Annotated in this window: 13 protein-coding genes; 7 read left to right on the top strand and 6 right to left on the bottom strand. The window is 40.3% G+C overall.

The genetic code is table 11. The annotated features are described in order from the left end of the window. Positions 1-9: 9 nt before the first annotated feature. The 5 genes from fliE to MHM98_RS01795 form a co-directional block, all read right to left on the bottom strand. Complete coding sequence (gene fliE / locus MHM98_RS01775; protein WP_239437450.1) at positions 10-369, bottom strand: flagellar hook-basal body complex protein FliE; 360 nt, start codon at positions 367-369, stop codon at positions 10-12. A gap of 152 nt (positions 370-521) precedes the next feature. Next, positions 522-1,886: a sigma-54 dependent transcriptional regulator gene (locus tag MHM98_RS01780; RefSeq protein ID WP_239437452.1), complete on the bottom strand. Its 1,365-nt coding sequence runs from the start codon at positions 1,884-1,886 to the stop codon at positions 522-524. A gap of 28 nt (positions 1,887-1,914) precedes the next feature. Beyond that, on the bottom strand, positions 1,915-2,970 hold the full coding sequence (locus MHM98_RS01785) for an ATP-binding protein (RefSeq protein ID WP_239437455.1): 1,056 nt from the start codon (positions 2,968-2,970) through the stop codon (positions 1,915-1,917). 75 nt (positions 2,971-3,045) lie between these two features. Then, on the bottom strand, positions 3,046-3,969 hold the full coding sequence (locus MHM98_RS01790) for a methyltransferase domain-containing protein (RefSeq protein ID WP_239437457.1): 924 nt from the start codon (positions 3,967-3,969) through the stop codon (positions 3,046-3,048). A 3-nt stretch (positions 3,970-3,972) separates the two neighbouring features. After that, a complete protein-coding gene (locus tag MHM98_RS01795; RefSeq protein WP_239437459.1) occupies positions 3,973-5,418 on the bottom strand; it encodes a sigma-54 dependent transcriptional regulator in 1,446 nt (481 codons plus the stop codon). A 200-nt stretch (positions 5,419-5,618) separates the two neighbouring features. On the opposite strand from MHM98_RS01795, the gene pseB reads away from it, so the two are divergent. From pseB to pseF, 3 genes are read left to right on the top strand one after another with little or no spacing between them, the layout of a single operon-like run. Next, positions 5,619-6,614, top strand: a complete 996-nt coding sequence (gene pseB / locus MHM98_RS01800; RefSeq protein ID WP_239437462.1) for a UDP-N-acetylglucosamine 4,6-dehydratase (inverting) — start codon at positions 5,619-5,621, stop codon at positions 6,612-6,614. Further along, positions 6,611-7,756: a UDP-4-amino-4,6-dideoxy-N-acetyl-beta-L-altrosamine transaminase gene (gene pseC / locus MHM98_RS01805; protein WP_239437464.1), complete on the top strand. Its 1,146-nt coding sequence runs from the start codon at positions 6,611-6,613 to the stop codon at positions 7,754-7,756. Before pseB ends, pseC begins: the two co-directional genes overlap by 4 nt. Then, positions 7,753-8,439 carry a pseudaminic acid cytidylyltransferase gene (gene pseF / locus MHM98_RS01810; protein WP_239437471.1) on the top strand — a complete coding sequence of 229 codons (687 nt, stop codon included), beginning with the start codon at positions 7,753-7,755 and terminating at the stop codon, positions 8,437-8,439. The genes pseC and pseF overlap by 4 nt, the downstream gene beginning before the upstream one ends. Here the strand turns inward: pseF and MHM98_RS18905 are convergent. Beyond that, entirely contained in the window at positions 8,436-9,458 is a 1,023-nt protein-coding gene (locus MHM98_RS18905) for a phytanoyl-CoA dioxygenase family protein (RefSeq protein ID WP_239437473.1), read from the bottom strand. The two genes, pseF and MHM98_RS18905, sit on opposite strands and share 4 nt — an antisense overlap. Positions 9,459-9,612: 154 nt before the next feature. On the opposite strand from MHM98_RS18905, the gene MHM98_RS01820 reads away from it, so the two are divergent. From MHM98_RS01820 to MHM98_RS01835, 4 genes are read left to right on the top strand one after another with little or no spacing between them, the layout of a single operon-like run. Then, complete coding sequence (locus MHM98_RS01820) at positions 9,613-10,602, top strand: methyltransferase domain-containing protein (protein WP_239437475.1); 990 nt, start codon at positions 9,613-9,615, stop codon at positions 10,600-10,602. Positions 10,603-10,614: 12 nt separating this feature from the next. Further along, entirely contained in the window at positions 10,615-11,487 is an 873-nt protein-coding gene (locus MHM98_RS01825) for a radical SAM/SPASM domain-containing protein (protein WP_239437477.1), read from the top strand. A 12-nt stretch (positions 11,488-11,499) separates the two neighbouring features. After that, entirely contained in the window at positions 11,500-12,762 is a 1,263-nt protein-coding gene (locus MHM98_RS01830) for an aminotransferase class III-fold pyridoxal phosphate-dependent enzyme (RefSeq protein WP_239437480.1), read from the top strand. Between the two features lie 6 nt (positions 12,763-12,768). Further along, the gene (locus MHM98_RS01835) at positions 12,769-13,755 is read left to right on the top strand and encodes a hypothetical protein (RefSeq protein WP_239437481.1); all 987 of its coding nucleotides are present in this window, start codon (positions 12,769-12,771) and stop codon (positions 13,753-13,755) included. The last annotated feature ends 55 nt before the right edge of the window (positions 13,756-13,810 follow it).

Genomic DNA, 13,810 nt, shown 5'->3' on the forward strand with positions numbered 1-13,810 from the left:
CAAAATTTACTATACAGGCATACTCATGATTTCTTTATAAGCTTCTACGAACTTATTGCGCACTTCTACTGTTGCTTGAAAGGCAACGCTAGATTTTTGTGAGGCGATCATTGCATCTGAAATACTGACACTACGGTCACCCATTTCAACGGCTGTTTGCAGGGCTTTTGAGTGTTTTTGTAAGGCATTTACGTTATCAACAGCACTCTTTAACATATTAGCGAAATCACTGCCGTTGGTTTGCGTCACTTGGCGATTTTCGATATTGCCCATTGTTGGGTTGTTAATACCCGGTGTTTGCATCTGCGCCTTTGAAATCATGTTCTGCATATTTGCTAGCATGGCATTTGAGTTAGTGTTGATTTGCATGTTCTGTGCTCCCGAAAAGCTGACTGACAATATTTTGTCGATAACCGTATTTAACAGTGACAATGCAGACATCGTGCCAGAAAAGCAGCAACGCAAAAAAGCAGGCTGGAATGTGCTTTCTAGCCTGCTTTATAAGGTATTTTATGGAGTAATTATGCAGGTAGTTCGATGCCCTGCTCACGAATTTTTGCGAGTTTATAGCGCAGTGTGCGTGGGCTAATACCAAGCTTTTCGGCGACGGCTTTACGTGAACCATTACAAGCGGCTAGCGTATCGATAATAATTTGGTTTTCTTGCTGCTTTAGCTCATTGCCCAGGGGTTCGTTGCTAGCAACATTGGCTGATGTCGCTACCATGGTCGGAACACTTGGCGCTTCGCTTTCAAACGACTCTTCGATTGGCTCAATAATTAAATCACTATCAGTCACTTCTTGGCCATTACTTAAGATAAGTGCGCGTTGAACAACGTTATCGAGCTCACGAACGTTACCAGGCCATGAATGGCGCTGCAGCATGAGTTTGGCGTCTGTCGACAATTCTGGCGCAATGCCACCGCCCTGCCAATGGCGAGAAACAAGATGCTGTGCCAATGGAATAATATCGCCGCGACGATCTTTAAGTTGTGGCCAAGCGAGTGGAAATACATTAAGGCGGTAGTATAAATCTTCGCGGAATTCTTTCGCTTTCACCGCTTGACGCAAGTCGCGGTTTGACGTGGCTAACACGCGCACATCGAGTTTGATTGTTTTACGAGATCCTAAGCGCTCGACTTCTTTCTCTTGTAACACACGCAATAATTTCGCTTGTAGGTTAATATCCATCTCGGTGATTTCATCAAGCAAGATAGTGCCACCTTGTGCTTGCTCGAATTTACCTGGACAGGCTTGAAGCGCACCAGTAAAGGCGCCTTTTTCATAGCCAAATAAGGTTGATTCCAGCATATTTTCTGGAATAGCAGCGCAGTTAATGGCAACAAACGGCTTATCACTGCGTTTTGATTGGTTATGAATGTATTGACTTAATACTTCTTTACCCGAGCCAGACGGCCCGCTGATCATCACTGACGCATCACTTTGCGCGACTTTCTTAGCCAGCGCCAATAATTCGACAGACTTTGGATCGCCAATCACAGGATCATTTGACTCAATCGTTGGTACAGGTAAGTAACGGCTCACTAAGTTAAGTAATACTTCTGGCGCAAACGGCTTGGCCATGTAATCAGAAGCGCCATCACGCATCGCACTAACGGCGTCGTCAATAGTTGCGTACGCCGTCATTAGTAGCATTGGCAATTCAGGCCATTTGAGTTTAATGCTGCGCAGTAATGACAAACCAGACATACCGCCCATTTGTACATCAGACACCACCATTGAAACCTGAGTTGTTTTTAAGGTAAGCAGCGCTTCTTCACCACTTTCGCATTCGACACATTCATAGCCACCAAGCATTAGCGTATCAACTAGGGCTTCACGTAAGCCCGCGTCATCTTCGACAACTAAAATTTTATGAGGATTCATGTTCTCTCTCCTAATAAATGGCTATGAGTTAGCTAACAGCAGCGTGTTTAACAACAACTGCGGCTTCGCGGTGTAGCGGTAAAATAATTGAAAAACACGAACCCTGCCCTTGTTTTGAAACTAAGGTCAGTTGTCCGCGATGAGATTTGGCCACCGACTGCACCACAGCAAGGCCTAATCCGGTGCCTTGCGACTTTGTAGTATAAAAGGGTTCAAATATCTTCTGCTGATCCGCCACCGAAATACCAGGGCCATTATCAACCAATGAAATTTCTACTTCGTTTTCACCGTGACGCTTAGCAATCAAATGCATCATTAACCCTTGTGGTTTTGCCTGAATAGCGTTGTGAATCAAATTCGTAATAGCGCCGCTAAGTGCAGTGCGGTTGCCCATCACTAATAGATCAGGATCTGGCAAGGTTACCATTAAATTTGCTTTATGTTGTGCCAACATCGCATCACTCGATGCTTGAACTTCAGTCAGAATTTCTTGCAGTGAAATTTCCGCTGAGATTTGACCGCTATCACTGCGGGCGAACATCAACATATCGTTGACTTGCTGCTCTAAATCTTTGAGACGCGCCATCAATTTATCGTGAAAGCGCTCTTTTGACGCTTCATTCATCGCCTTACTTTTAAGATTGGCAGCATATAGCATTGCGGCAGAAAGTGGCGTGCGCACCTGATGGGCAAGTGATGCTACCATTTTACCAAGTGCCGACAAGCGCTGCATGTGCGCCATGTTGTTTTGCATTTGACGAGTTTCCGTCAAATCAGTCACCAGAATTAATTGACCATCTTCTGGCTCTAGTGAAGAGATTGCAATCTTAAGACGACGGCCATCTTTTAAAGACACTTCATGACCATCATCGGCGCGAGGTTCAAAAACCGTATTGATAACTGTAGCCCAACGCTGGCCCACTACGTCCGTGCCGAAGAAATCTAACGCCATGCGATTGGCTTCTTCAACGCGACCATTGGCATCGAGAATGATCACGCCAGATGGAAGTACATCGACCAAGTGCGCTAAACGATTTTGAGAAACGCGTCCTGAAGTCGATGGTTGATGAAATTGTGGTGCCATAACAGCCTCGTCAATAAATTGTCTGATTAACTATTTATTGACGAGAATGCACCTAATGTGCCAACTTTTTAACTGTTATTTATCAGTATCTTGTGCGTTAAATTTAGTGAAGTGGCTAGCGAATACACTATTCTCAACCCGCAAACATGGGATGTCTGCAATGATGGGATAAGCACGTAAACCTTCTTCACTGTATAAGGCGCCAGCACCGGCTATTAACGGTGTTTTGTGTTCAGGGCATGCCAAAATATGCTCAGGAAGAGGAGTGTCGGTGAGCTTTTTGATAACGGTAATTGCAGTGGGATTCAGCGGATTTGAACTGTGAGCAAAGCGTTCGTGTTTTAACACACGATAGCCCAGCGCTAAGCAATGCTCTTTAATATCGCGACAATAGCCTAAACGCTCCATCCGTGCTTTACCTTCGTCACAGGCCATTTCATAACTTGGTTCTAACAACACGACATATTTGCGAGCGATACGAAACAGCTCTTGTATTACGGCTTTTTCATTGCCGTGATTAGGCTCTATCGCGTGGGAAGTAAAAACGAGGTCGATTGAATTATCCGCAAAAGGTAAATCAGTCAGGTTTCCACTGCAAAGTCGCGTTGAATTATGGCCTTGCTTGGCTAACCACTCTTTGGCGTAACTTAAGCGCGACCAGCTAATATCAACAGCGTAACTGTCAATTGCCCCGTTGTATTTATCAAGCAATGGCGCAAGCGTGATGCCTTCACCAACTCCCGCATCGAGAATAGAATTAATAGACTGTAATTGGCTGAGTTCGTTAAATAGCGCGTCGATATATTGATGTTTAAATTCGACATAGTGAGGTGCGTTAATCATCGCATCAACATAACAGCCAGACTGCATGTCGTAAGCAACTTCAATCACCTCTTGTTGCTGTTTGTCTTTAAAGTGCGACGTGAGGTAACTCATGATGTTTTCACCTCGGCGATACATTTCCTGTAGTCGCCGAGCTGAGATAGGTAGTTTTAGCATTAGTTATCCGTCTTTCGACATGCCGTATTTACGCATTTTTTCAACGAGCGTTGTGCGGCGCATGCCTAAGATATCTGCGGCACGAGAGACTACATAGTCTTGTTGCTCTAACGCTTGGCGTATTAAATCAACTTCTAGCTCTGATAGCATCTCTTTTAGGTTGACACCTTCAGATGGTAATTCAGTCATTACCGTCTTCTCAGGCACCTCAACTACATCTTCGCCACTAAATATTGCTGCAAAAGCATCTTGCTCTTGTAGCTCTTCTGGGTAATCAGGTTCAAATTCAGGAACATCGAGATGACGATATTTAGCCGGTAGATCGTTGACATCAATAAGATTGTTTGGATAAAGAATAACCAAACGTTCAACCAAGTTGCTTAGCTCACGAACATTACCAGACCAGTCTGCCATCATTAACGATTCCATACAGCGCTGAGTAAAACGTACAGAGGTGTTGTAAGCCGATTCCATACGCTGAACTAATTCTTGTAGCAATAATGGAATATCGTCTTTGCGCTCACGTAGCGCAGGCACTTCAATTGGAAATACATTCAGGCGATAGAATAAATCTTCACGGAACTTTCCGTCTTTGATTTGTTCTTCTAGATGTTGGTGGGTTGCCGCAACGATACGGACATTACAGGTCATGGTTTTGTTGCCACCAACCCGCTCAAAAGTACGTTCTTGTAAGACACGTAATAATTTAACCTGCATTGGGTGCGGCATATCACCGATTTCATCAAGAAATAATGTGCCGCCTTCAGCCAATTCGAAACGCCCTTTACGCGCAGTATAAGCACCAGTAAAAGCGCCCTTTTCATGACCAAATAACTCACTTTCAAGCAGTTCAGGCGGAATAGCACCACAGTTAACCGGAATAAACGGCCCTTCTCGGCGTTTAGAGTAATAATGCACGTTGCGGGCAATCACTTCCTTACCAGTACCTGATTCACCTAACACCAATACGTTAGCGTCTGTTTGTGCCACCTGCTCGATAAGCACACGAACATTTTGAATGTTATCACTACGGCCAACTAGGCTTCTAAACAGCATTGATGATGAGCCAGAAACGGCGTGCGTAGCAGGTCGTTTATTGACAAAGTCCTGACAATTGTGCAGCTCTTGCGTTAATTTTGCGTACTTAGCGTCATAGGGCAATACGCCAATTACGTTTGGATGGTTGTTTACCAAGTGAGCAATATCGTCACCAGCGATTAAAAATGGCTGCTTAGGAAGCTCTGTAATTAAACTTTCACTAAAGTTTTCAACACCATGGTCGATAATAACACTACGGTAAATAGTTTCTTGACCAACGATTAGAGCTTCGAGCTCTGCAATGGAGTTGCTTTTTATAACGGTTTCGCCAATAAAATCCAAGATGGTGGAAAACGACTCTAAATATACTGCGTTAGAACTACATACGAGTATCGCGTTGGAAAGTTGCATCTGTTGACATTACCTTTTAAAAAACAAAGTGATTTACTATTTTTAGTATAATGAGTTATTCTAACTGCCATGATCAAAACATAGCAATAGTCAATTTATTGACGGCTAGTGTAGCTGATAGTTTTAGTTTTTACACCCGCCTTTTTTGCCGTGGCACAACAAATCAAAAAATAACAATAATTTTCTGATCCGGAGCATTAATGTTCACGAATAAAACTATCCTTATCACTGGTGGCACAGGCTCTTTTGGTAAAAAATTTGTCGAAGTTCTCCTTAGTCGTTACAAACCTAAAAAAGTCATTATTTTCTCCCGCGACGAACTCAAACAGTTTGAAATGCACCAAGTGTTTGATGCACCTTGCATGCGCTACTTTATTGGCGATGTAAGAGATAAGGACCGCTTAAGACGGGCTATGAGTGGCGTAGATTTTGTGGTCCATGCCGCTGCGCTAAAGCAAGTTCCAGCAGCAGAATACAATCCGATGGAATGTATAAAAACCAATATTAATGGCGCAGAGAACGTAATTAATGCAGCGCTTGATTGTGGTGTATCCAAAGTAATAGCACTGTCTACCGACAAAGCTGCCAACCCAATCAATCTTTATGGTGCGACAAAACTAGCATCCGATAAACTCTTTATTGCAGCCAATAATATGGCTGGCGGTACGGACACTATTTTCTCGGTAGTTCGCTACGGCAATGTAGTCGGCTCTCGTGGCTCTGTGGTTCCTTTCTTTGAAAAGCTTCGCAATGAAAATGCCGAATTTCTACCGATTACCCACCCTAAAATGACGCGTTTTTGGCTTAAACTAGACCAAGCAATCGATTTTGTATTTAGTAGCTTTTATCGCATGTTGGGTGGAGAGTTATTTGTTCCCAAGATCCCTTCTGTGCGCATTCCAGAACTCGCGACAGCAATTGCGCCCAATATGGAACAAAAAGTCGTTGGGATCCGTCCAGGTGAGAAGCTTCATGAAGTCATGTGCCCAGAAGATGATGCTTATCACACATTCGAATATGAAGATCACTATGTCATTGCGCCATCTATAACTTTTACCAGTCGTGGCAATGACTTTAGTCAAAACGCCAAAGGTGAACGGGGCACCTTAGTTGACGAAGATTTTGAGTACAATTCATCAAACAACTATGATTTTCTTACCGTTGAACAGCTAATCGCATTAAATAAGCAATCATGATCCCCTATTCTAAACAACACATTTGTGAAGACGATATTGCAGCTGTCGTAGACGTTTTACGCTCCACACATCTTACGCAAGGCGCAAAAGTTACAGAGTTTGAGCAGGCAATTGCCCATCATGTGGAAGCTAAACACGCAATAGCGACTAATTCAGGGACCAGCGCCCTTCATATCGCTTGTTTAGCGCTTGGCGTATCACGTGGAGACTATGTGTGGACGAGTCCCATAAGCTTCGTTGCTAGCAGTAACTGCGCACTCTATTGCGGCGCCCATGTCGACTTTGTTGATGTTGAACCGCACAGCGGCAATATGGATATGGAGGAGTTAGCGCGCAAATTAGCGCAAGCCAAACTCGATAATTGTCTGCCCAAAGTGATCATTGTCGTTCATTTATGCGGAGCACCTTGCGATTTAGCTAAGCTTGCTAAATTAGCTCAGCAATATAACTTTAAAGTCATTGAAGATGCCTGCCACGCATTAGGTGCATCTTATGAAAATTCACCAATTGGAAAATGTGACTATAGTGATATTACTGTATTTAGCTTTCATGCAGTGAAAAACCTTACCACCGCTGAAGGCGGCATGGCATTAACCCAATCTGCTGAACTTGCCAGTACGATGAGACTACTCGCTAGCCATGGAATTACCAAAGATCCTGAGCGCTTTGTTGAGCAATCAGTAGGTGACTGGTATCACGAGCAACAGCTATTAGGTTTCAATTACCGTATGAGTGACATTCATGCCGCACTTGGACTATCACAACTAAACAAGTTCGGCGAGATGCAACATCAACGAGCTGACGCTGTAGAGTACTATCAAGCATCATTGCAAGGCATTTGCACTTGGTTGGAAGCGAATGACAATTCAACTTCCGCTAATCACTTATTCGTTATCCAAGTGCCAAAAGAACAGCGTAAAACTCTGTTCGACAAACTTCGAGAAAATAACATTTGGGTCCAGCTTCATTATATGAATATCGCATCACAACCCTATTATCGAGAGCTAGGTTTTAACAACTACGATTACCCAATAGCCAATCAGGCGTCTGACTGTGGAATATCCTTACCAGTATTCGCTGATATAAATAAAGCTGAACAAGACAAAGTCATCAATATCATTAAAGAGAACTTGTGCTCATGAACATCGCCATTATCCCAGCACGCGGCGGTAGCAAAAGAATTCCCCGCAAAAACATCAAAGACTTTTGCGGCAAACCAATCATTGCCTACTCCATAGAAACCGCCCTTGAAAGCGGCCTATTCGACAAGGTAATAGTCTCAACCGATGATGAAGAAATTGCTGAGGTTGCAAGAAAATACGGTGCAGAATGCCCCTTTATGCGACCAAAAGAATTGGCAGATGATTTTATTGGAACCAATGCGGTCGTTAAACACACAGTTGAATGGTACAAGAGTTGTAACATTACCATTTCGAATGTTTGTTTAATTTATGCAACATCGCCACTACTGACGAAAGAAACTCTTCAAACGGCCCAACAACAATATAATAATTCCGATTGTGATATAGTTTTCTGCGCCGTAGAGTATGACTTTCCAATTTGGCGAGCCTTAAAGCCCTCCAGCAATGGGAATGTAACCCCAATTTTTGAACAGAGTATAAATAAGCGCTCTCAAGACCTGCCACAAGCGATACATGATGCAGGTCAATTTTATTGGGGTAAACCTAACGCCTTCAAATTAGACTCATCCATCTTCAATGAAAAGTGTACCCCCTATTTAATTCCTAGCTTCCGAGCACAAGATATCGATACATTAAATGATTGGAAGAAAGCAGAATTAGCCTATCGTTTAATTAATGACTAATACGCACTAGCGAATGTTCTAAATGATTGGAATTTACTATCAAATGGGCGTATTACAAGCACTAGAGTTTTCCGTGATTTATTAATTTTACAAGGAGTTGCTGTATGAATTAATCTACCATGAAAAGCCAATGCTTCTCCGACATCCATTGTCATTGCTAACGGTGCTATATCCTGGCTAGTCGCAATGAAATCGGATAAAAAAGTTGCTGTGCTAGTATAGATATTTGAGGTTCTAAAAATCCTGTGATATTCGGACCAAAGTAGTGAATTACTTTGTTCAGGATGATGGGAGCTAGGTACAACGAGCATTGGGCCGCAATCGTTCTTAATATCTTCCAGAGGTAGCATGATTTTCACAAACTCACCAATATTGTCAACGTGCCAGAATCTATCCATACTATATCCCGCTGGAGCTTCTAATTCCTCATACAAAACACTAAATTCGGGCAACAACCTATATTCACAATTAAAGTAACTACTTAAGATTTCGTGAGTTAATACATCACTAACCAAGTCATTCAAAAATGAAGGAATCGAATTCGCTTCCCAAACTAAACGTTTACGACCTTCAGCAGGATAGACATTTAATTGTCTTGAATCTTGATTTAGGGATGCTAAAGAATCATTCATCGTCTGCTTTAGCTTAGCTTTAATAGATTCTAAGTTTTCGACTTTAAATTTAAACTTATGAAAACCGTAACTATTAATTTTAGTGTCATTAAATTGGGGCAAGAATAAATTATCTTCTGATAACAAATGTGAGAAATGCACACCGAATGCTTCGTTAGTAATTGATTCTTTTAACGTAATACTAGGCTTATTTATATGTGAGAAGATATACTTGAATAAAGCAAAGTCATTATCCAAAAGATACTTAACATCTTGATTATATTTAATTAACGGATTGTTGTGCCATCTTTGCTTTCCCATTCTTGAATAATCTAAAAAACAACACATCCAAAATTCTTTATCTAACAACCATTCCTTATCGTAATTTTTGTCATTTTTTATATTCACTGATTCCACCATATATATTCTACAGAAGGGTACGAACAACTAATTCCACGCTGTCAAATTACCACGAGTTGTGTTAGTTTTACCTCATAATCTATTTATAAATCAATATGAAAGATAATATTCTCTCATACTTAATTCAAGGTGATTATTTTGTATGCGCATTTCTGAAATTCTCGAAAATCTGGATAATAGAATTTGTTGTTATTCTGATGAATTCGTTCATAAAATTATTGAATCGCAATCCCTTACCCATACGGGATGTAATATAGTTATCGATAAAAATCACAAACTCGTCGGGATAATTACCGATGGAGATATTCGTAGAGCCATAGCGAACCACACGAATATTAAAGTAGTGACCGTTAACGACATTATGAATAAATCTCCAAAATTCACCTATGCGTCTGCTCAGGTTTCTGATGTTTTCACCCAAATGACTGATTCAGAAATAAATCAATTACCGATAGTCGATGACACCAATAACGTTATAGGCTTAGTAAGTTATCACAACATAGCCAAATCTCTGTCGCCAGAGCAGCTATTTATCAATCTAGATAATCAGGATTTGTCAGACAACGAACTGAGGCATATGGCGCGATACAAATTCGCTAGAAGTTTTATAAAAGCAGATGATTTAGTACTCGACGGAGCTTGCGGCTCTGGTTACGGCAGCAAAATTTTGGCGGGTAAAAGTAAGAACATTATTGGTATAGACCTAAATGCTCGTTCAATTAATTATGCGAAAAAGAATTACGGCGACAGCGTAAAAGAATTTAACTGCTCAGATATCGAACAATTAAACTACGATAATAATAGCATAGATGTGGTCGTCAGCTTTGAGACACTGGAGCACATCCCTTATGATGTGTGCAGAAACTACTTAAAGAAGATTGGTGATTGGTTGAAACCTGGCGGTATATTGGTAGCGTCCTCTCCGATGTTAAGATTTAAAGATGGAGAGCCTTACGTTACCAATCCATATCATATTAATGAACTACCTAAAAATGAACTATTGAATCTATTTGACAGCACGCTGCCAAATTTCAATAAACATTATTACCATCAAAAAGAAACTGAGTTCTTACCGTTACAAACTGAACATACAGGTTTTTGTATAATTGTCGCCCGCAAGAATCAAGAGTAATATTGAATCACTATGCATCCAACTATTCTTAAAAATCTAAAACGTGTCGATAAACTAGTTAACGACAACATTTCCAAATTAGACAACGGTGCACCTGCACCAAGTTGGATTGAGCTTAGCCCAATAGACACCTGTAATAGAAAGTGCACATTTTGTCCTAAATCTGATGACAGCATAGCTCCGGATCAACCATTTTTTATGCAACCAGCACTTTATAAGAAGATAGCTAAAGAGTTAAGAGAAAGTAATTTCAAAGGCACGATAATGCTTGCTGGCTACGGTGAACCAATGTTGTCGCCAAAGATATACGATATGATTTCACTCTTTTCAGAATTCTGTAATGTTGAGATAACAACTAATGGTGACTTTCTCAATGATAAAACGCTGAAGAAACTAATTTCGAGTGGGATTGATAAAATTATTTTAAGCTTATATGACGGTCCTGAGCAACTGACTCAATTTAATAATCTATTTTCAGAAAATGAGATAAGCTCTGATAAATTTATTTTAAGAGATCGATGGTACAGCGAAGAAGAGGACTTTGGACTAAAACTGACCAATCGCGGTGGCACTATAAGTTTTGGTACCCCAATTGAGGTCGATGCATGTAAGCCATGTTACTACCCACATTATTCTATGATGGTGGATTGGAATGGTGACGTATTTCTCTGCCCTCAAGACTGGAATCGGCGTATAAGAACTGGAAACTTGGCTTTTGATACAATTTTTGACGTGTGGGATTCGAAACAGTTAAAACGTTATAGACAATCCTTGGCAAAAGGGAATAGAAAACTTCCTCCCTGTAATAAATGCAATGCTGATGGCACTCTCCATGGCAAAGAACAAGAGCTCATTTGGCGTGAGTATTACGCACCTAAGAAGTAAAGGACTTTAAAAATGAACAGTATCAACGTCCTCAATGAAGGTTACTCATCAGCTTTCAATGAAGTTGACTTTCACTGCACAAATGCCGATGGATCCAAGATTTTTGATGAAGATAATAATGCTTATATCGACCTCTCAATGGGAGGAGGCTGTTGTTTATTAGGCCATCAGCCACCTTTTATAACAACGGCAATAACCCAACAGTTAATGCGTGGAAGCATTTACACAATTCCAAACAAATTAACGTACCAGTGTGCAGAGAATCTACACGCGATGATGCCATGGTATTCGGATTTTGTATTTTGTAGTACAGGCTCTGAAGCAACACTCAGAGCACTCAGAATTGCCCGCGCTTATAATAAAAAATCTAAAGTTGCTATGTTTAGTGGAAGTTGGCACGGTTCACATGATTTTCTTCTCTACGAAGAAGACTACGACAATGAATCTAATGAACCTTCATTGAAAAGAAAATCGTCGGGCATGCTCGACTCATTAGATGAGCACGTAGTTTTATTACCTTACAATGATCCCTATGCTTTCGAAATATTAGACAAATTCAAAACCGAACTCTCACTAGTAATCATTGAACCTGTGCAAGGTTCGAATCCACAATCAAAAATCGATGAATTCTTAAATCAATTGAGAGAGTTTTGTACTCACAATAAAATTCTCCTATGTTTTGATGAAGTGATTACCGGTGCTCGTTTAGCTTTAGGCGGAGCACAAGAATACTTCAATATTAAGGCGGATCTTGCAACCTATGGAAAATCAATTGGAGGTGGGCTACCTTTAGGCATAGTCGCAGGCACACCAGAAGTAATGTCTACGATTAAGAGTACTCACTCACCCGTTTTTATGGGAGGGACATTTTCTGCAAACCCTTTATCTATGGCCGCGTGCTTAGCTACTACTTCTTATTTAATTAATAATAAGTATTGTTATCTTGAACTCGAACAATCATCAAATTATTTACGCTCTAGTATTAATGAATTCTGTATTAACCACTCAATTAAGGCAAAGCTCATAGGCATAGGATCATTCAATCGGCTCATATTCACCGATGTTTCTATACGAAGTCGAAAAGAACGAGATTTACTTGAATTAGAGTGGAGTGAACAAGCTGATTTTTTCTCACATCTAAGAAGGTTAGGCGTTTATATTGGTAGTAATAGAATTATATATCTATCTACTGCACACTCAGTCAATGACATTGACAAAGTAATTTTGGCATTTGAAACAGCACTATCGTTATATCATTCAAAAGGTTTCATTTAGACATTTATGGAACCAAGATTTAAAACGCCATTATTTAAACGCTGTAGTCGGACATTATTTCGAATAATTAAACTACTATCTCCTGTATTTTCGATAGTTGTACTCAAAAAAAAGTTTCCTGCAAATAAACTAGCACCTGTTTTGTGGGATAACTTTTTAGCAGCCCTATTTAGTAAAGAAATTAATCTGCACTACGGTCAACAGTTTAAACAACTACCAAAATTTAATAATAAAGATACCAATACTATATTTGTCCTTGGATGCGGACAAAGTGTCAATAACATAACGGCCGAACAATGGAATATTATTAGTAAACATCTAGGAATAGGTGTTAGTTATTTTTTTGTCAATCAACACTACTCGCCAAATATTAATATAGTTGAACTCGGTGCTTCGGCAAACGCAGTTAAATTGTTTAACGATTATTGTTTAGACAAAAATCAAAAACAAATAAACGTACTGCAAATAAGACACGTTGTTGATGCAAGTCAGCAGTTTCGAAACTCAAATAACCTATTTTACTTTAGTCCTAAAACATTACCAACGAATGACAAAGAATTACTAGCGGCGTTTCACTTAAGATATGCTAAATCGAAACAATTAATTACAATGCATCATGCAAGCTGTTTAGATGCCGCAGTTACACTCGCAGCTCAATATAACCCTAAACAAATAGTTTTGATAGGCGTTGACCTCGACGGACTAGATTATTTCTGGGAAAACGGAAAAACACAAGCAGAGCGAGATGCGAAATACACTGTTCAAGAAGATTTAAAAAATCTGCCGTTTGATAAGAGCCAAGAAAAACTCCATCCTTCCATGAACGAAAAATATGCAAGCGATAGAAAAATTTTACCGCTGGACCAGTACCTTAACATTTTAAAAAATGTATACCTCAAGGAGAAAGGAATTGAACTATTAATAGCCAATCCTAACTCTAAACTTTGCGATAGAATAAACATCAAAACTTATGATTTTGGTAAGAAACGCTAAAAACTTTTATATATAGTTTACTGTTGATAGGATTATTAATGGGGCTTAAATAGCC

Source organism: Psychrobium sp. MM17-31 (genome assembly GCF_022347785.1).
Classification (GTDB): Bacteria; Pseudomonadota; Gammaproteobacteria; order Enterobacterales; family Psychrobiaceae; genus Psychrobium.